Annotated in this window: 21 protein-coding genes; 9 read left to right on the forward strand and 12 right to left on the reverse strand. The window is 61.0% G+C overall.

What is annotated here, in order from left to right:
* Positions 1-21 precede the first annotated feature (21 nt).
* Genes benC through catA form a run of 5 tightly spaced genes read left to right on the forward strand, consistent with a single transcriptional unit; the run spans position 22 to position 4272 of the window.
* Complete coding sequence (gene benC, locus GIW69_RS14955; RefSeq protein WP_236483450.1) at positions 22-1035, forward strand: benzoate 1,2-dioxygenase electron transfer component BenC; 1014 nt, start codon at positions 22-24, stop codon at positions 1033-1035.
* A 48-nt stretch (positions 1036-1083) separates the two neighbouring features.
* Entirely contained in the window at positions 1084-1845 is a 762-nt protein-coding gene (locus tag GIW69_RS14960) for a 1,6-dihydroxycyclohexa-2,4-diene-1-carboxylate dehydrogenase (RefSeq protein WP_236483451.1), read from the forward strand.
* A 22-nt stretch (positions 1846-1867) separates the two neighbouring features.
* On the forward strand, positions 1868-2989 hold the full coding sequence (locus GIW69_RS14965; RefSeq protein ID WP_236483452.1) for a muconate cycloisomerase family protein: 1122 nt from the start codon (positions 1868-1870) through the stop codon (positions 2987-2989).
* Between the two features lie 20 nt (positions 2990-3009).
* On the forward strand, positions 3010-3300 hold the full coding sequence (gene catC / locus GIW69_RS14970) for a muconolactone Delta-isomerase (protein WP_236483453.1): 291 nt from the start codon (positions 3010-3012) through the stop codon (positions 3298-3300).
* Between the two features lie 45 nt (positions 3301-3345).
* Positions 3346-4272, forward strand: a complete 927-nt coding sequence (gene catA, locus GIW69_RS14975; RefSeq protein WP_236483454.1) for a catechol 1,2-dioxygenase — start codon at positions 3346-3348, stop codon at positions 4270-4272.
* 129 nt (positions 4273-4401) lie between these two features.
* On the opposite strand, the gene GIW69_RS14980 is transcribed toward catA, so the two are convergent.
* Positions 4402-5304 carry a hypothetical protein gene (locus GIW69_RS14980; protein WP_236483455.1) on the reverse strand — a complete coding sequence of 301 codons (903 nt, stop codon included), beginning with the start codon at positions 5302-5304 and terminating at the stop codon, positions 4402-4404.
* A 184-nt stretch (positions 5305-5488) separates the two neighbouring features.
* On the opposite strand from GIW69_RS14980, the gene GIW69_RS14985 reads away from it, so the two are divergent.
* The 3 genes from GIW69_RS14985 to map all read left to right on the forward strand — a co-directional run bounded on the left by GIW69_RS14985 (position 5489) and on the right by map (position 8392).
* Positions 5489-7282 carry a thiamine pyrophosphate-requiring protein gene (locus tag GIW69_RS14985; protein WP_236483456.1) on the forward strand — a complete coding sequence of 598 codons (1794 nt, stop codon included), beginning with the start codon at positions 5489-5491 and terminating at the stop codon, positions 7280-7282.
* A gap of 94 nt (positions 7283-7376) precedes the next feature.
* Positions 7377-7604 (forward strand): ParD-like family protein, encoded by a 228-nt coding sequence (locus tag GIW69_RS14990; protein WP_236483457.1) that lies wholly within the window; start codon positions 7377-7379, stop codon positions 7602-7604.
* Entirely contained in the window at positions 7601-8392 is a 792-nt protein-coding gene (map, locus tag GIW69_RS14995) for a type I methionyl aminopeptidase (protein ID WP_236483458.1), read from the forward strand. Before GIW69_RS14990 ends, map begins: the two co-directional genes overlap by 4 nt.
* A gap of 138 nt (positions 8393-8530) precedes the next feature.
* Here map and GIW69_RS15000 read toward each other — a convergent pair whose 3' ends face one another.
* The 5 genes from GIW69_RS15000 to ribBA all read right to left on the reverse strand — a co-directional run bounded on the left by GIW69_RS15000 (position 8531) and on the right by ribBA (position 13836).
* On the reverse strand, positions 8531-9685 hold the full coding sequence (locus tag GIW69_RS15000) for an ABC transporter ATP-binding protein (protein ID WP_236483459.1): 1155 nt from the start codon (positions 9683-9685) through the stop codon (positions 8531-8533).
* 17 nt (positions 9686-9702) lie between these two features.
* A complete protein-coding gene (locus GIW69_RS15005) occupies positions 9703-10512 on the reverse strand; it encodes an ABC transporter permease (protein ID WP_236483460.1) in 810 nt (269 codons plus the stop codon).
* Between the two features lie 6 nt (positions 10513-10518).
* The gene (locus tag GIW69_RS15010) at positions 10519-11463 is read right to left on the reverse strand and encodes an ABC transporter permease (RefSeq protein WP_236483508.1); all 945 of its coding nucleotides are present in this window, start codon (positions 11461-11463) and stop codon (positions 10519-10521) included.
* The gene (locus GIW69_RS15015) at positions 11460-12485 is read right to left on the reverse strand and encodes an ABC transporter substrate-binding protein (protein ID WP_236483461.1); all 1026 of its coding nucleotides are present in this window, start codon (positions 12483-12485) and stop codon (positions 11460-11462) included. The genes GIW69_RS15010 and GIW69_RS15015 overlap by 4 nt, the downstream gene beginning before the upstream one ends.
* Positions 12486-12726: 241 nt before the next feature.
* Entirely contained in the window at positions 12727-13836 is a 1110-nt protein-coding gene (gene ribBA / locus GIW69_RS15020; protein ID WP_236483462.1) for a bifunctional 3,4-dihydroxy-2-butanone-4-phosphate synthase/GTP cyclohydrolase II, read from the reverse strand.
* Positions 13837-13906: 70 nt separating this feature from the next.
* On the opposite strand from ribBA, the gene GIW69_RS15025 reads away from it, so the two are divergent.
* Positions 13907-14200: a DUF1330 domain-containing protein gene (locus tag GIW69_RS15025; RefSeq protein ID WP_236483463.1), complete on the forward strand. Its 294-nt coding sequence runs from the start codon at positions 13907-13909 to the stop codon at positions 14198-14200.
* Positions 14201-14346: 146 nt separating this feature from the next.
* Here GIW69_RS15025 and GIW69_RS15030 read toward each other — a convergent pair whose 3' ends face one another.
* Genes GIW69_RS15030 through GIW69_RS15055 form a run of 6 tightly spaced genes read right to left on the reverse strand, consistent with a single transcriptional unit; the run spans position 14347 to position 18986 of the window.
* Positions 14347-14910, reverse strand: a complete 564-nt coding sequence (locus GIW69_RS15030; protein ID WP_236483464.1) for an NUDIX hydrolase — start codon at positions 14908-14910, stop codon at positions 14347-14349.
* Position 14911: 1 nt separating this feature from the next.
* A complete protein-coding gene (locus tag GIW69_RS15035) occupies positions 14912-15676 on the reverse strand; it encodes a GntR family transcriptional regulator (protein WP_236483465.1) in 765 nt (254 codons plus the stop codon).
* 58 nt (positions 15677-15734) lie between these two features.
* Entirely contained in the window at positions 15735-16124 is a 390-nt protein-coding gene (locus GIW69_RS15040; RefSeq protein WP_024013190.1) for a carboxymuconolactone decarboxylase family protein, read from the reverse strand.
* A gap of 52 nt (positions 16125-16176) precedes the next feature.
* Positions 16177-16662 carry a flavin reductase family protein gene (locus tag GIW69_RS15045; RefSeq protein WP_236483466.1) on the reverse strand — a complete coding sequence of 162 codons (486 nt, stop codon included), beginning with the start codon at positions 16660-16662 and terminating at the stop codon, positions 16177-16179.
* 12 nt (positions 16663-16674) lie between these two features.
* A complete protein-coding gene (locus GIW69_RS15050) occupies positions 16675-18156 on the reverse strand; it encodes an aldehyde dehydrogenase (protein WP_236483467.1) in 1482 nt (493 codons plus the stop codon).
* A complete protein-coding gene (locus tag GIW69_RS15055) occupies positions 18153-18986 on the reverse strand; it encodes an alpha/beta fold hydrolase (protein WP_236483468.1) in 834 nt (277 codons plus the stop codon). The genes GIW69_RS15050 and GIW69_RS15055 overlap by 4 nt, the downstream gene beginning before the upstream one ends.
* Between the last annotated feature and the right edge of the window lie 16 nt (positions 18987-19002).

Consider the following 19002-nt stretch of genomic DNA (forward strand, 5'->3'; position numbering starts at 1 on the left):
GTCACGCCAGTGAGGTGCACCATGAGCTTTCAGATCGCATTGAATTTCGAAGACGGGGTGACCCGTTTCATCGAGGCTGCCGGCCACGAAACGGTTGCCGACGCCGCCTACCGCCAAGGTATCAACATTCCGCTGGACTGCCGTGACGGCGCTTGCGGCACTTGCAAATGCTTCGCCGAAGCCGGGCGCTACGAGATGGGCGATAACTTCATCGAAGACGCCCTCAGCGATGACGAACTTGCCCAAGGTTACGTGCTCACCTGCCAGATGCGTGCGGCCAGCGATTGCGTGGTGAAAGTGCCGGCGTCGTCGCAAGTCTGCAAGACCCAACAGGCCAGTTTCGAAGCGGCGATCAGCGATGTCCGCCAGCTCTCCGAGAGCACCATCGCGCTGTCGATCAAGGGCGAAGCCCTGAGCAAACTGGCGTTCCTGCCTGGGCAATACGTCAACCTGCAAGTGCCGGGCAGCGAGCAAAGCCGTGCTTATTCCTTCAGTTCGTTGCAGCAGGACGGCGAGGTCAGTTTCCTGATCCGCAACGTGCCGGGCGGGCTGATGAGCAGTTTTCTCACAGGGCTCGCCAAGGCTGGCGACAACATGACCCTGGCCGGGCCGTTGGGCAGTTTTTACCTGCGCGAAATCAAGCGGCCGCTCCTGTTGCTGGCCGGCGGCACCGGGCTGGCGCCGTTCACCGCGATGCTCGACAAAATCGCCGGGGAGGGCAGCGAACATCCGCTGCACCTGATCTACGGCGTCACCAACGACTTCGACCTGGTCGAGCTCGAACGCCTCGAAGCCTTCGCGGCGCGCATCCCCAACTTCACCTTCAGCGCCTGCGTCGCCAACCCGGCGAGCCAGCATCCGCTCAAGGGCTACGTCACCCAACACATCGAGCCGCAGCACCTGAATGACGGCGATGTCGACGTGTACCTGTGCGGGCCGCCGCCGATGGTCGAGGCGGTCAGCCTGTACATCCGCGAGCAAGGCATCACTCCGGCGAATTTCTACTACGAAAAATTCGCGGCCGCCGCTGCCTGAAACCTTTTTTTGGGGCTTCGTGTGGCCCCTTGTTTATTCGAGGTTGTCATGAACAACAGATTCGCCAACAAAGTCGCGCTGGTCACCGGCGCCGCGCAGGGCATCGGCCGTCGCGTCTGCGAACGGTTACTGACTGAAGGCGCGCAAGTGGTTGCGGTCGACCGTTCCGAACTGGTTCACGAACTGCAAGGCGAGGGCGTGCTGACGCTGACCGCCGATCTTGAGCAATACGCCGATTGCGCGCGGGTGATGAGATCCGCCGTGGATGCCTTCGGCCGGCTCGACGTGCTGATCAATAACGTCGGCGGGACGATCTGGGCCCAGCCTTTCGAGCATTACCAGGTCGAGCAGATCGAGGCGGAAGTACGCCGCTCGCTGTTTCCGACGCTGTGGTGCTGCCACGCGGCATTGCCTTACATGCTCGAACGTGGCTCGGGCGCCATCGTCAACGTGTCGTCGATTGCCACGCGCAGTGTCAACCGCGTGCCTTACGGCGCGGCGAAAGGTGGCGTGAATGCCTTGACCGCGTGTCTCGCCCTGGAAAACGCCGGGCGTGGTATTCGCGTCAACGCCACTGCGCCGGGCGGCACCGAAGCGCCGCCGCGCCGCATCCCGCGCAACGCCGCTGAGCAGAGCGCGCAAGAGAAAATCTGGTATCAGCAAATCGTCGATCAAACCCTGGACAGTAGCCCGATGCACCGCTACGGCACGATTGACGAACAGGTCGGCGCGATCCTGTTTCTGGCCTCCGACGACGCTTCCTATATCACCGGTGTGACCCTGCCTGTGGGCGGCGGTGACCTCGGTTGAACCCTTTGACTGGACGATCCTCATGAGCGACATACTGATCCAGGGCGTGACGACCATCATCGTCGACCTGCCGACCATTCGCCCGCACAAACTGGCGATGCACACGATGCAGAAACAGACGCTGGTGATCCTGCGTCTGCATTGCAGCGACGGCATCGAAGGCATCGGCGAAGCGACCACCATCGGCGGCCTCGCCTACGGTTACGAGAGCCCGGAGAGCATCAAGGCGAACATCGACGTGCACCTGGCGCCGGCGCTGGTCGGCATGGCGGCGGACAACATTAACGCCGCCATGCAGAAACTCGACAAGATCGCCAAGGGCAACACCTTCGCCAAATCCGGCATCGAAAGCGCCTTGCTCGATGCCCAGGGCAAACGCCTCGGTTTGCCCGTCAGCGAACTGCTCGGCGGCCGCGTGCGGGACAGCCTCGAAGTGGCCTGGACACTGGCCAGCGGCGACACCGCCAGCGACATCGCCGAGGCCGAGCACATGCTCGACGCGCGCCGTCATCGCATTTTCAAGCTGAAGATCGGCGCCAACCCGCTGGAGCAGGATCTCAAGCACGTCGTCGCGATCAAGAAAGCCTTGGGCGACCGCGCCAGTGTGCGGGTCGACGTCAACCAGTATTGGGACGAATCCCAGGCGATTCGTGGCTGCCGGGTGCTCGGTGAGAACGGTATCGACCTGATCGAGCAACCGATTTCCCGAGTCAACCGCTCTGGGCAGATTCGCCTCAATCAGCAGAGCCTTGCTCCGATCATGGCCGACGAATCCATCGAAAGCGTTGAAGACGCCTTCAGCCTCGCGGCGGACGGCGCGGCCAGTGTGTTCGCCCTGAAAATCGCCAAGAACGGCGGCCCTCGCGCTGTATTGCGGACCGCGCAGATCGCCGAAGCGGCGGGCATCGCGCTGTACGGCGGCACCATGCTCGAAGGCTCGGTCGGCACGCTGGCCTCGGCCCATGCCTTCCTTACTCTCAAGCAATTGACCTGGGACACCGAACTGTTCGGCCCCTTGTTGCTGACCGAAGACATCGTCATCGAAACGCCGGTCTATCGCGATTTTCAGCTGCACATCCCCCGCACGCCAGGCCTCGGCCTGACGCTGGACGAAGAGCGTCTGGCGCGGTTTCGCCGTCCCTGAACCGATCGAAGGAGAACACCATGCTGTTCCACGTAAAAATGACCGTGAAATTGCCCCGCGACATGAACCCGGCCCTGGCCACGCGGCTCAAGGCTGACGAAAAAGAACTCGCCCAGCGCCTGCAACGCGATGGCATCTGGCGTCATCTGTGGCGTATCGCCGGGCACTACGCCAATTACAGCGTGTTCGATGTGCCCAGTGTCGAGGCGCTGCACGACACCCTGATGCAATTGCCGCTGTTTCCCTACATGGACATCGAAGTCGACGGCCTCTGCCGTCACCCGTCGTCTATCCACGCTGACGATCGCTGATCAACGCTTGCGTCGCAGACAAAACAACAAGATGAGGTGAACACCATGACCGTGAAAATTGCCCACACCGCTGACCTGCAAGCCTTCTTCAAGGAAGCCGCCGGCTTCGACAATGACGTCGGCAGCTCGCGCCTGAAAACCATCATGCTGCGCGTGTTACAGGACACCGCAAAACTGATTGAAGACCTGGAAATCACCGAAGACGAATTCTGGAAAACGGTGGATTATCTCAATCGCTTGGGCGGCCGCTCAGAGGCTGGCCTGCTGGTTGCCGGGCTTGGCATCGAGCACTTCCTTGATTTGCTGCAAGATGCCAAAGATGCCGAAATCGGCCTCGGCGGCGGCACTCCACGCACCATCGAAGGGCCGTTGTACGTGGCCGGCGCGCCGATTTGCGAAGGCGAGGCGCGCATGGACGATGGTAGCGAGGAGGGCGTTGCCACGGTGATGTTCCTCGAAGGCCAAGTCTTCGATCTGGACGGTCAGCCACTGGCCGGCGCGACCGTGGATTTGTGGCACGCCAACACCAAAGGCACGTATTCGTTCTTTGACACGAGCCAGTCTGAATACAACCTGCGTCGGCGCATCATTACCGACGCCGAGGGTCGCTACCGTGCCCGCAGCATCGTGCCGTCCGGCTACGGTTGCGATCCGCAAGGGCCGACTCAGGAATGCCTGGACTTGCTCGGCCGCCACGGTCAGCGTCCGGCCCACGTGCACTTTTTCATTTCCGCGCCGGGGCATCGGCACCTGACCACGCAGATTAATTTGGCCGGCGATCAATACCTGTGGGACGACTTCGCCTACGCCACCCGCGAAGGACTGGTCGGCGAGGTGCAATTCAGTGACGACGGAGCGCGGGGCGTGGCGGGGCGATACGCCGAACTCAAATTCGACTTCCGTTTGCAGCCTGCGGTGGACGAGAGCGCCGAACAGCGCAGCCATCGCCCACGGGCATTGCAGGAGGCTTGATTGTCGTAGAGGTGAAGATCTTCGCGACGCAGAGATACCGTTGTAGGAGCTGCCGCCGGCTGCGATCTTTTGATGTGGTTTTTTAAGATCAAAAGATCGCAGCCAGCGGCAGTTCCTGCACTGGAGGGATTACTGCGCGGTGGCTGGCGTAGTCGAGTCCTGGCCGGTGATTTTGTCGTAGATTGCCTGGACGCTCGCGTCGGTGTTCTTGCTCTTGTTTTCTGATTTCTCGGACGCTTCGGCCGAACCCGACGACCACTGCGCCAGCAGCTCGGCGAGGATCATGTGCCGATCGCTCTTGCCGGTATCAGCCGTGCCGTCGGTGCCTGGCGCCTGGGCTTCATCGGTCAAGGCCCTGACCAGTGTGGCGCGCTGGTTCTGCCAGTAGGAGGACTGCTTTTCCTCGGGGCTGGCGCTGGTGAGAAAGTCGAGGCCAGCCTTGATGCGCCCCAGCAGATCCGTGCCGAACGGGTCGACGAAATCTTTTTCCAGTTCCGCGATGCCGCTGTAAATGCCGGTCGCCAGGCTTTGCTGTTGATTCATGATGAAGGACGCCGCTTGCTGTTCTTCATCGGTAAACAACCCACCTTCATTGCTGCTCACCGCATACAGCGAACGCCGATCCAGATCGCCCATCAACGAATAGACGTCTTTTAGATTCGAGCTGTCGTACGGCTCACCGCTTGTCATCTGCGCGTATTTATCGTCCATGCGCTGACGGGCGTCGATGGCCACGTCCGGAAAAGTCTTGCCTTGCGAACTGGTGCTGTTACCCGGGTGCAGGATGCCGTTGAGGATCGCATCGCTGCTCATGCCTTCGCGGGACGGAAAAAATTTCGCGTAGTAGGCGCTGGTGGTGCTGTAGTTGCTGGCGGTGCGGGAAATGCTCGCGGTGTCACCACTGGACGACGCGGTCGACTGGGTTTGCTGCGACGTTGCGCTGGTGCCGGATTCGGTTTGCGCGGTCGCGGCCACCGATTGCAATGTCGTATAGCCCGAAGTGCTCGGGCGCAGCGCCGTGAAAAAGTCCATGTGGCCAATTCCTGTTGTCGTGTTGGCAGAGGCAGCGATTTCTAACAGATCAGGGATCTACAAGCCACCTGAGCGGGGAAATCCATCCGAACTTCGTTATCGGCCTCAATGTCCAGACCTTTACACCTTCCGGCGGACAGTGGCGCCGGGAATGATCGACGAACCGGCAGAGGCGAGGCGAGACATGACGACGACAGTGGGAGATTTCCTGGTCGAACGGCTCAGTGAATGGGGCGTGACACGCATCTTTGGTTACCCGGGTGATGGCATCAACGGCGTGTTTGGCGCCCTGAGCCGGGCCAAAGGCAAGATCGAATTCATTCAGGCCCGGCACGAGGAAATGGCCGCCTTCATGGCCTCGGCCCATGCCAAGTTCACCGGCGAGCTGGGCGTGTGCATCGCCACGTCCGGCCCTGGCGCTTCGCATTTGATCACCGGGCTTTACGACGCGCGGATGGATCACATGCCGGTGCTGGCGATTGTCGGCCAGCAGGCCCGCGCGGCGCTGGGCGGTCACTACCAGCAAGAGCTTGATCTGGTCTCGATGTTCAAAGACGTGGCCGGCGCTTTCGTGCAGCAAGCCTCGGCGCCTTCGCAGGTTCGCCACTTGGTTGACCGGGCCGTGCGCACGGCAGTCGGTGAGCGGCGCGTCACGGCGCTGATCTTGCCCAACGATTTGCAGGAGGCCGAATACGAACCGCCGGCCCGGGCCCACGGAACGGTGCATTCGGGCGTCGGCTACACCAAGCCGAAAGTGGTGCCTTACGAAGCGGATTTGTTGCGGGCGGCGGAAGTTTTGAACGCGGGTGAAAAAGTCGCAATCCTGGTCGGTGCCGGCGCATTGAACGCTACCGATCAAGTCATCGCCATCGCTGAGAAACTCGGTGCCGGCGCCGCCAAGGCACTGCTCGGCAAAGCTGTGTTACCAGACGATCTGCCCTGGGTCACCGGCAGCATCGGCCTGCTCGGCACCGAACCGAGCTACAAACTGATGACCGAATGCGACACCTTGCTGATGATCGGCTCGGGCTTCCCGTATTCCGAATTCCTGCCCAAGGAAGGGCAGGCGCGCGGGGTGCAGATTGACTTGCAGCCCGACATGCTGAGCTTGCGCTACCCGATGGAGGTGAATCTGGTCGGTGACGCCAGCGAAACGCTTGCGGCGCTTCTGCCGTTGCTCGAACACAAGACCTCGCGCAAGTGGCGCAAGGAGGTTGAAGGCTGGCGCGGTACTTGGGAGAAAACCCTGGAAAAACGTGCGCTGGTGAAAGCTGATCCGATCAATCCGCAACGGGTCGCATTCGAGCTGTCACCGCGTCTGCCGGAGATGGCGATCATCACCAGCGACTCGGGTTCCTGCGCCAACTGGTTCGCCCGTGATGTGAAAATTCGGCGCGGCATGATGTGTTCGCTGTCCGGCGGGCTTGCATCGATGGGCGCGGCGGTGCCGTATGCGATTGCAGCGAAGTTCGCCCATCCGCAGCGGCCGGTGATTGCGCTGGTCGGCGATGGCGCGATGCAGATGAACAACATGGCCGAACTGATCACTGTCGCCAAATACTGGCGGCAATGGGACAGCCCCAAGTGGATCTGTGCGGTGTTCAACAACGAAGACCTCAATCAGGTCACGTGGGAGCAACGGGTGATGGAGGGCGATCCGAAGTTCGAAGCATCGCAAAGCATTCCCGACGTGCCGTATCACCTGTTTGCGATTTCCATCGGCTTGAAGGGTATCTTCGTCGACCGCGAAGAGGACGTTGCAGCGGCATGGGATGAGGCGTTGGCATCGGATGTGCCAGTGCTGATCGAATTCAAGACCGACCCCAACGTCCCGCCGCTGCCGCCGCACATCAAGCTGGAACAGGCGAAAAAATTCGCCTCTACGCTGCTGCAGGGCGATCCGGATCAAGCCGGCGTCATCGTGCAAACAGCCAAGCAGGTCATCAGTGCCGTCCTGCCTCGGGGTAAAAAGGACTGACGGCAACTTTGCCCGCAGTAAATGCGTCCGGTTGCAATTTTTCCGGATGCCCGGCTAATATACGATCCATATACATTTCGTATCGGATTTTGCCATGGGCATCGTAAAGATTTCAGAAGACATGCACGAGAAACTGCGCATCTCCAGCAATGCGCTCAGCCGCTCGATCAACGCGCAGGCCGAGCACTGGATGCGCATCGGCATGCTCGCCGAGTTGCACCCCAACCTTGATCACAGCGCGATTTGCCGCTTGTTGATTCGTGCCGAACAGGCCGGTGGCCTTGATTTGCAGCAACTGACTCGGGAAGCGGTCACGGCATGAAGAACCAGATCAAGATCAACACCCGCGAACAGATCGAACAGTCGCGCATCGCCGCACAACTGGCCGCCGACGTTTTGGCGATGCTGGTGCCGCACGTCAGGGCGGGCGTGACCACCGATGAACTGGATCAACTGTGCAACGACTACATCGTCAACGTGCAGAAAGCGATTCCGGCCAACGTCGGTTATCACGGCTTTCCGAAAACCGTCTGCGCGTCGGTCAATGATGTGGTTTGCCACGGGATCCCGTCCGGTACGCCGTTGAAGGACGGAGACATCCTTAACCTCGACATCGCGGTGATCAAGGACGGCTGGTTCGGCGACACCAGCCGCATGTACGTGGTCGGCGAAGTGAGCGCTGAAGCGCAGCATCTGATCAAAACCACTTATGACGCGTTGTGCGCCGGCATCCGCGTGGTACGCCCTGGCGCAACGCTTGGCGACATCGGTCATGCGATCCAGAGCCTGGCGGAGAAGGAAGGCTTCAGCGTGGTGCGCGAGTATTGCGGGCACGGCATCGGCAAGGTGTATCACGATGAGCCGCAGATCCTGCATTACGGCTATCCGAACCAGGGCATGAAGCTCAAGGCCGGGATGATTTTCACCATCGAACCGATGCTTAACGCCGGCAAGCGCCAGGTGAAAAACATGCCTGATGGCTGGACGGTGCTGACCAGGGATGGCTCGCTGTCGGCGCAGTGGGAGCACATGGTCGCGGTGACGGAGGACGGGTTTGAAGTGCTGACGGCGTGGCCGGATCAAATTGAAGGCTTCACCCCGATCACCTGACGCACACGACCCTTGTAGGCGCTGCCGCAGGCTGCGATCTTTTGATCGCCGGGAACGCGGAGCGTCCCGGGCTGCATTCCCACGCAGAGCGTGGGAACAATCACATCGCAGCCTGCGGCAGCTCCTGACAGGGGGCGGTCAGTGAGCGCCGGCCGCTTTGTTCAGGTCGCTTTCGGTCCATTCGGTGTATACGCAGGCGTCTGCGGTGGCCCAGCGGACTTTCACCGGGTCGCCCGTTTTCAGCGGCATGCCGGCGGCAGACAGCGCCTTGACCTTCATCGACGTCCCGCCCGATGTGACCACGCTGCACGTCTGGCTTTCACCAAGAAACAGCACTTCCACCACACTCGCCGACACTTCATTCCAACCCGCCGCCAACGGTTCAGCCGCAGCTTGTTGCGCACTCAACGCCAGCGCTTTCTCCGGACGCACCATCAGCAGAACATCCTGGTCGGTGTTCAAACCGGCCGTCAGGCGAATCGACAACGATTGCCCTTCGAAACTCGCCGCACCGTTGCCCTGGGCCTTGAGCTTGAGGAAGTTCGAGTTGCCCAGGAACGACGCGACAAACGCATTCGGCGGATTCTGATAAAGGTCATAACCGCTGCCCAACCCGACAATCTTGCCGTGACTGAAAATCGCAATGCGCTGCGACAGCCGCATGGCTTCTTCCTGGTCATGCGTCACATAGACGATGGTAATGCCGAGACGGCGGTGCAGTTGACGCAACTCATCCTGCAAGTCTTCACGCAGCTTTTTGTCCAGCGCGCCGAGGGGTTCGTCCATCAGCAGAATGCGCGGTTCGTAAACCAGCGCGCGGGCAATGGCGACCCGCTGCTGCTGGCCGCCGGACAATTGTGACGGGCGGCGATGGGCGAACGGCTCAAGTTGCACCAGTTTCAACATGGCATCGACACGCTTGTCCCGTTCGGCTGCCGCGAGTTTGCGGATCGCCAAAGGGAACGCAATGTTGTCGCGCACCGACAGATGCGGAAACAGCGAATAACGCTGGAACACCATGCCGATGTCGCGCTTGTGCGGCGGCACGTTGACCAGCGACTGGCCATTGACGAGGATCTCGCCGCTGCTCGGTGTTTCGAAACCGGCGAGCATCGACAGCGTGGTGCTTTTGCCGGAGCCGCTGGAGCCGAGGAAGGTGAGGAATTCACCGTCCTTGATGTCCAGCGAGATGTTGTCCACGGCGGCGAAGTCGCCGTAGTGCTTGTTCAGGTTGCGCAGGCTGACGAGGGGTTGGTCGTTCTGCTGGGCGGAATCTTTGATCACGGCACTCATGTCGTTCTCCTCGGCGCTCAGGCGCGAATTTCGTTGCGCCGGCGCAGGGCGGCGGCGATCACCATGACCAGCACTGACAAACCGATCAGCAGCGTCGAGGCGACGGCAATCACGGGGGTCAGATCCTGACGCAAGGTGGTCCACATTTTCACGGGAAGGGTTTGCAGGGTCGGGCTGGCCATCATCACGCTCAGCACCACTTCATCCCACGACACGAGGAAGGCGAAGAGGGCGCCGGCGACCATGCCCGGACGAATCGCGGGGAAGGTCACCTTGAACACCGCTTGCAGACGCGAGGCGCCGCAAATCACCGCCGCGTCTTCAATCGACTGATCGAACAGCTTCAGCGAATTGATGATCGAGATGATCGTGAACGGCAGCGCGACGATCACGTGGCTGACGACAAAGGCAAACATCGTCCCGGTGTAGCCGAGCTTGAGAAACAGCGCGTATACCGCCACGGCAATGATCACCAGCGGCACGATCATCGGCAGGGTGAACAGGCCGTAGAGCATTTCCCGGCCGGGGAAGCGGCCACGCACCAGGGCGAACGCAGTGGGCAGGCCGAGCGCGACGGCGAACACGGTGGTCAGCACGGCCACCTTGAAACTGGCCATCGCCGCGTTCATCCAGTCGGCATTGGCGAAGAACTGCGCGTACCACTTCAGCGTCCAGCCCGGCGGTGGGAACACCAGCCACTGGGACGAGCCGAACGACAGCAGGATGATGAACACGATCGGCAACAGCAGGAACAAACCGATCAGTCCAGTGGTTGCATACAGGCCGAAGCGCATCCGGCCGCTCATGGCATTGGGAGTCAGGAGCATGACGGCTTACCTCGCGTTGCTGGCGCCAACCGGGGATTCCGGCTGAAGCTTCAGGTAGAAGTAGAACAACACCAGGGTGATCACGATCAGCAACGCGGCACCGGCGCTGGCCAGGCCCCAATTAAGGAACGATTGCACCTGCTGAATGATGAACTCCGGCAGCATCATGTTCTGCGCCCCGCCCAGCAGTGCCGGGGTGACGTAGTAACCGAGCGACATCACGAACACCATCAGACCACCGGAAAACAGCCCCGGCCGGCACAGTGGCAGGAACACCCGGAAGAAGTTCGTCCATGGGCTCGCGCCGCAGATCGAGCCGGCCTGCAAAATCATCGGGTCGATGGCCTGCATGGTCGCCTGCAACGGCAGCACGATGAACGGGATCATGATGTAGCTCATGCCGATCACCACACCGGTGAGGTTGTGCACCATTTCCAGCGGTTGATCGATGATGCCCATCGCCATCAGCGCCTTGTTGATCACCCCCGAGGCTTGCAGCAATACCAGCCACGAATAGGTGCGGGCCAGCAGGCTGGTCCACATCGACAGCAGCACGATACTGAGAATCCAGCGGCCCCAACCTTTCGGCACCAGAGTGATCGCCCAGGCCAGCGGGAAGCCGAGCAGCAGGCTGAACAATGTCACCAGACCCGCCACCGAAAACGTGTTGAGCAACACACGCGCGTAGGCCGAGTTAGCGAACAACTGTTCGTAGTTGCCCAGGCCCGGCGTCGGTTCCAGCACGCCGCGCAGCAGCAAACCAATCAGCGGCGCGAGGAAGAACAGCCCGAGGAACAGCAGGGCCGGAACCAGGTTGCCGGCACCACGCCAGCGTTGCTTGAGGGATGGGGCTTGCTGCATCGCAACCGCCTTGCCGGACGCCGAGCCGGCAGCGCCAGTGGCGCTCCCGGTGGCAGTGGAGGGACGGGTGGCGGTGGCCGCCATTTTCATTTGACCAGCCATTCGTTCCACCGTGTCGCGATGGCCGGACCGTTCTTGGCCCAGTACGCGAAATCAAGAGTGATCTGATCCTTAGCGTAGGCAGTCGGCAGGTTCGGGGCCAGCACCGAGTCCAGGCGCGCCACGCTGTCGACGTTGACCGGGGCGTAGGCGGTCAGGTTGGAGAAGTCGGCCTGGCCTTTGGCACTGCTGGCATTGGCCAGAAACTTCATCGCCGCGTCCTTGTTTTTCGAACCCTTTGGAATCACCAGAATGTCGGCCATGACCAGGTTCTGTTTCCAGCTCACGCCGACCGGCGCGCCGTCTTCTTGCAGCGCATGAATCCGGCCGTTCCAGAACTGGCCCATGCTCGCTTCACCGGAGGCCAGCAGTTGCTGCGACTGCGCGCCGCCGCCCCACCAGACGATGTCTTTTTTGATGGTGTCGAGTTTTTTGAACGCGCGATCCAGATCCAGCGGGTAGAGCTTGTCGGCCGCTACGCCGTCGGCAAGCAGGGCGAGTTCAAGCACGCCGGGGCTTGGCCACTTATAGAGGGCGCGTTTGCCGGGGTAGGTTTTGGTGTCGAACAGCGCGGCCCAATCCTGCGGCTTGTTGGCGCCGAGCTTGCCTTCGTTGTAGCCGAGGACGAAGGAGAAGAAGAACGAACCGACGCCGTGATCGGAAACAAAGCGCGGGTCGATCTTGTCGCGGTCAATGACTTTGAAATCGAGGGGTTCGAGCAGGCCTTCGGCAGCGGCGCGCAGGGCGAAATCGGCTTCGACATCGACCACGTCCCACTGAACATTGCCGCTTTCGACCATGGCCTTGAGTTTGCCGTAGTCGGTCGGGCCGTCCTGGACAACCTTGATGCCGCTGGCCTTGCTGAACGGATCAGCCCACGCCTGTTTCTGCGCTTCCTGGGTGCTGCCACCCCAGCTGACGAAGTTCACGCTCTCGGCCGCCATGGCGGACTGGCCGGTGACGCTGAGCAGTCCCGCAAAAAGAATCGCGGTTGCAGCTTTGTTCAACACCATTTTTACGCCCTCATTGTTGTGTTTTTGAGCGGGCTTGCGTTGTTGCCCGCCTGTCGGGAGCAGTAGCTGAACGTATCGGTTGGATCGTCCGGTCTATGGAATATCATATTATGGTATTCCAAACATTGTGCAAGCACTTTGCCTTACCGGCTATCTGCTGGAGCTGTTTTAGATCAGCGGACTGAGTCGAAACGCAAACCCTGCAGGAGCGAGCCTGCTCGCTCCTGCAGGGGAATATGGTTTATTCGGTGAACGGAATGCTCTCGACCACTTCCAGGTCGTATCCCGTCAACCCTGCGTATTTGAGCGGCGGGCCGAGGTGACGCAGCTTGCCGACCCCAAGGTTTTGCAGGATCTGCGCTCCGGTGCCCACTTCCGAATAAATCCGCGACTGCGACCGGCTGAATTGCCGTGGCGGCTGGGTCAATTGCGGCACGCGCTCAAGCAATGCTTGCGACGATTCATGATTGGCCAACACCACGACAACGCCCTGGCCCTCGGCCGCAACCCGTTGCAATGCCGCCCACAACGTCCAGTTCGTCGGCCCGCTGTACTCGGCACCGACCAGATCGCGCAGCGGATCGATCACGTGCACGCGCACCAGCGTCGGTTCTTCCTGCCGCAAGTCGCCCATGACCATCGCCATGTGCACGCCGCCCTCGATGCGATCCTCAAATGTAATCAGCCGAAATGTGCCATGCACTGTTGGCAGTTCACGCTCACCGATTCGCTCAATGGTGTGCTCGGTGCTGAGGCGATAGTGGATCAGGTCGGCGATGGTGCCGATTTTGATCCCGTGCTTGCGCGCGAACACTTCCAGATCCGGACGCCGCGCCATGGTGCCGTCATCGTTCATCACTTCGACGATGACCGACGCTGGGGTAAAACCCGCCAACCGCGCCAGATCGCATCCCGCCTCGGTGTGCCCGGCACGGGTCAGCACGCCACCTTCCTTGGCACGCAACGGAAAGATGTGACCGGGTTGCACCAAGTCTTCCGCACAGGCATTCGGCGCCACCGCAGCAGCCACAGTGCAGGCGCGGTCGGCGGCGGAAATGCCGGTGGTGACGCCGACGGCGGCCTCGATCGACACGGTAAACGCAGTGCTGAACACGCTGCCATTGCTCGGCACCATCTGCTCAAGGCCCAGGCGCTGGCAGTGGTCGTCGGTCAGCGTCAGGCAGATCAGCCCACGCGCTTCCCTGGCCATGAAGCTGATCGCCTCGGGCGTGCAACGGTCAGCGGCCAGCAGCAGGTCGCCTTCGTTTTCCCGATCTTCGTCATCGACCAGCAAGACCATTTTGCCGAGGCGATAATCTTCGATGATTTCTTCGATGCTGTTGAAGGCCATGCTGGACTCTCAGTGTGGGATGGAAATAGTATTGGTATACCATAATACAAAATAAACAAAGAGGTCATCTATGAAGGCGTACTGGATTGCTCATGTGGACATCACCGACCCGGATCATTACAGCCAATACACCCAGCGCGCGCCCAGTGCGTTCGCCGAATACGGCGCACGGTTCCTCGCCCGTGGCGGGCGCAGCGAGGCGATGGAAGGACGCAAGACACCTCAACGAAGCGTAGTGATTGAATTCGATTCCTACGAACAAGCCGTGGCCTGCTACCGCTCGGCGGCGTACCAGGAAGCGAAAAGCTATCGCGAAGAATGGGCGAGCGCAGAGATCATCATCGTAGAAGGCATCGCTCCCTGACACCGCCCCCGTAGGAGCTGCCGAAGGCTGCGATCTGTTGACGTTTGATCGTTCCCATGCCCCGCGTGGGAATGCCGCCCGGGACGCTCCGCGTTCCTGATAACGTCAAAAGATCGCAGCGTTCCGCAGCGCCGACAGGCTGGGTATCAGCGCATGAAGTGAATCTTGCCGCTGTCGTCGTTGCCCATGTAGATGCCATACACCCCAGCCTGGCGTTCTTCGATGTAGCGTTCGAGGATCTGCCGGATGGCGGGGTAGTAGATTTGCTCCCAGGGGATGTCCTCCGGGGCGAAAAATTTGCAGTCCTGGGTTTCCGGGCCGTATTCGCCGGTGATCTGCAGCGCGACGGCGCGGAAGATGATGTAGACCTCGCTGATCTTCGGCACGCTGAAAATCGAATAAGGCGAGAAGATTTCCGCGCGCACGCCGCTTTCTTCCCAGACTTCGCGCAAGGCCGCCTGCTCGGTGGTTTCGCCGGCCTCCATGAAGCCTGCCGGCAACGTCCAGGTGCCCGGGCGCGGGGGGATCGCCCGTTGGCATAGCAGGTATTTGCCGTCCTGCTCGATGATGCAGCCGGCAATGATTTTCGGATTGACGTAATGGATGTAGCCGCAGCCACTGCACATCAGGCGCTCGTGCGTATCGCCCGGCGGCAACTGCTGACTGAGGTCAGGGCCGCCACACTTCGGGCAAAAGCTCGGGCTGAACATGTCAGCGGCCTATACGCGGTTCTTTCAACGCAATGGGCAGGATGATCGCGGCGGGGGCCGAGGTGGCGACGCCGGATTCTTCCTGTTTGCGCTTGAGGTAATCCATCGCGACAGCGGCGGCAGCGCGGACGTGATCGACCGATGCCTGATGCGCCGCCAGCGGATCACCGCTCTTGATCGCTTCGACGATTTTTTCCATCTCCTGGTTGCTTGCGCCGCGACGGTTTTGCTGGGACACCGAGGTTGCCCGCAAATAGCTGATGCGCGCCTGCAACTGGCGCAATTGAGTGGCCGCAACACGATTGCCCGAGCCTTCGAGCAATACGTCGTAGAAGCCTTGCACCGAGTCGATCACGGTTTGCAGCTCGCCATCCTTGAGCGCCTTGCGGTTCTCTTCGAGGGCTTTTTCCAGGGCTTTGATGTCCTTGGCCTTGGCACGCAGGGTGAACAACTGGACGATCAGCCCTTCAAGCACGCAGCGCAGCTCATAGATATCGACGGCATCGTCCAGGGTAATGATGGCAACACGCGGGCCCTTGGCGTCGGCGAATTCCACCAGGCCTTCGGATTCGAGGTGACGCAGGGCTTCGCGCACGGAGGTGCGGCTGACGCCGAGACGATCACACAAATCGCGTTCGACCAGACGGTCGCCCGGCATGAGCTGGAAGTTCATGATGGCGCTACGCAGTTTATCCAGCACGATTTCGCGCAGGGTAACGGGGTTGCGATTGACCTTGAAGCTGTCGTCGAGTGGCAGGCGTTTCATGGGGTCCGCTCTTTACTATGGCTGTCCATGCCAGACGGGCATCAAAACAGCCGAGGGGTTAACTGGAGGCCTCGGCGTCGGCTTCGGCGAAGGCTTCCCGGGCAAGCCGGAAACTGTCCACGGCTGCGGGGACGCCGCAATAAATGCCGACCTGAAGCAGAATTTCGCGTATTTGCTCACGACTCAGGCCGTTACGCAAGGCGCCACGCACATGCAGTTTCAGTTCGTGCGGCCGATTGAGCGCAGAGATCATCGCCAGGTTGATCATGCTGCGTTCTTTAAGCGACAACCCCTCGCGGCCCCAGACGTGGCCCCAGCAGTATTCGGTGACCATTTCCTGCAGTGGACGGGTGAAATCGTCGGCGTTTTCGATGGAGCGCTGCACATAGGCCTCACCCAATACCTGAGTGCGAATCTGCAGGCCTTTTTCGTATTTCTCGTTACTCATAAATCCTCCAGTCACCCAATTTCCTTTTTAGGAGTGAGGTTGTGTGAATCTGTCAGGTCAGGGTGGGCAACGGGCCCAGCTTGCCCTTGTGGTAGATCATCGGCGTCACTGGCTGCTCGGGCAGGATCAGATGCTTCACCGCCCCTACGATGATCGCGTGATCACCGCCGTCGTATTCGCGCCACAATTCGCACTCGATGATGGCTGTGGCCTTGGCGAGGATCGGGTTACCGAGTTCACTCAGGTGCCATTCGATGTCTTTGGCCTTGTCCTTGCCCTTGCCGGCGAAGGCGTAGGCCTCGGCGGTCTGGTCGGCGGACAGCAAGTGAATCGCGAATTTCTTGCTGTCGCGCAGGATCGGGTACGTGTCGGAGGCGTAGTTGGGGCAGAACAGCACCAGCGCCGGATCGATCGACAGCGCACTGAAGGCGCTGGCGGTGATGCCGACGATCCCGCCTTCCGGGTCGAGGGTGGTGACCACCGTGACGCCGGACGGGAACGAGCTCATGACGTCTTTGTAAATGCCGGGTTCGATCATTTCACTGGACTCCTAGCGCATCACAAATGGATCAGGCATCGGCGCCTGGGACAGGTTGATCCACACCGTTTTCAGCTCGGTGTAGGCCAGCACCGAATCGATGCCGCTTTCGCGTCCATAGCCGCTGTTCTTGAAGCCACCGATGGGTGCCATGGCCGAGACGGCGCGGTACGTGTTGACCCAGATAATCCCCGAACGCACGTCACGGGCCAGACGATGGGCGCGGCCCAGATCGCGGGTCCAGATGCCGGCAGCGAGGCCGAACTGCGAGTCGTTGGCGATGGCCAGCGCTTCGGCTTCATCCTTGAAACGGATGACCGAGGCCACCGGGCCAAAGACTTCTTCCTGCATGATCTTCATCGAGTTGCGGTCGCATTCGAACAGTGTCGGCTCGTAGAACCAGCCGTCGCCCACGCCGCTCGGACGCTTGCCACCCAGACGCAGACGCGCGCCTTCGGCGATGGCATCGGCGACCAGCCCTTCAACCACGGCCAGTTGCTGCGCGGTGGCCATCGGGCCCATTTCGCTGCCGTCGTCCTGCGGGTTGCCGATGCGGATGCGCTGAGCACGCTCCACCAGCCGGCTGACGAATTCGTCGTAGATCTCGTCCTGCACCAGCAGGCGCGAGCCGGAAACACAGCTTTGACCTGACGCCGCGTAGATCCCGGCGATAGCGCCGTTGATCGCGCTGTCGAGGTCGGCGTCGGCGAAGATGATGTTCGGCGATTTGCCGCCCAGTTCCAGCGACAGCTTGGCGAAGTTTTCGGCACTGCTGCGCACCACATGCCGCGCAGTGGCCGCACCGCCAGTGAAGGCGATTTTGCGGATCAGCGGATGGCGGGTGAGGGCGGCGCCGGTGCTCGGGCCATAGCCGGTGACGACGTTGACCACGCCCGGTGGTATCCCGGCTTCAAGCGCCAGGCGCGCCAGCTCCAGAATGGTCGCCGAAGCGTGCTCGGACGGTTTAATCACGATGGTATTGCCGGCAGCGAGGGCCGGCGCCAATTTGATCGCGGTCAGATACAAAGGGCTGTTCCACGGAATGATCGCGGCAACCACGCCCATGGCTTCGTGCACGGTATAAGCAAACAGATCCGGCTTATCCAGCGGCAAGGTGCCGCCTTCAAGCTTGTCCGCCAGACCTGCGGTGTAGTGAAAGAACTCCGGCAGATAACCGACCTGGCCACGGGTTTCGCGGATCAGTTTGCCGTTGTCGCGGCTTTCCAGTTGCGCCAGTTGTTCTTTGTTTTCGGCGATAAGGTCACCGAGGCGGCGCAGCAATTTGCCCCGCGCCGTGGCGGTCAGACCGCGCCAGGCCGGGTTGTCGAACGCGGTTTGTGCGGCTTGAACGGCGCGTTCGACGTCAGCTTCATCAGCGTCGGGCAATTGAGCCCACGGTTCAGCCAGCGCAGGGTTGAGGCTTTCGAAAGTCTTGCCTGAGAGGGCATCGACCCATTCTCCGCCGATGCACATCTGGAAGCGTGCGAGTGTCATGCAACGATCCCCTTTATATGGTTTTGTCGGGAGTGTGCGTTTTCAAGGAATTCGAGCAGCACCTGATTGACCAGGCGCGGCGACTCTACCGGCATCATATGCCGTTGCTCGGGCAGCACGGCAACCTGTGCGCCGGGAATGCACCGGGCCAGTTGCTCGGCCATTTCCGGGGTCGAACCTGGATCGAGCTCGCCAGTTGCGATGAGCGCCGGTGCCTGAATGCTGCCCAGGTCGTCGGCGCGGTACATGTCTTGAGTGGCGAACAATTCGTAAGTAGTCAGGTAACCCTGCGGATCGTTATTCGCCAAAGTCTGGCGTAGAGCGGCGATCTGCGCCGGATTGGCAGCCTGATATTCGCGGCTGAACCAGCGTGACAACGCGGCTTCGGCGTTGGCGTCCGGGCCGTGTTCGGCGGCCTGAGCGGTGCGGGCAATGACGCCGGCGCGCTGCTCTTCGCTGCGATTGAACACGCTGTTGAGCACCACCAGGCTTTTCAAGCGTTCCGGGTAGTGCAAAGCAAACGCCCGCGCCACGAGGCCGCCCATGGAAAAACCGATGACTGAGGCCAACGGCAATTGCAGGTGATCGAGCAGCTCCAGTAACTGATCAGCGTAACCGAGCAGGGCGGTGCCGCTGGCCGGTCGAGGACTGGCGCCATGGCCGAGCATGTCGTACGCGATCACGCGGTACTGCGTGGCCAGGCCAACGATCTGGCCGCCCCACATTTCTTTGTTCAGGCCCACGCCGTGGATCAAAACCACGGGCTGGCCTTGGCCGGTCGCCAGATAACTGGTGCCAGCCGGGGTGCGTTCAGCGGTGAGCCGAATCATGGAGCGCTCCTGCATG

Origin of the sequence: Pseudomonas syringae (genome assembly GCF_021605415.1) — a bacterium.
Taxonomy (GTDB): Bacteria; Pseudomonadota; Gammaproteobacteria; order Pseudomonadales; family Pseudomonadaceae; genus Aquipseudomonas; species Aquipseudomonas syringae_S.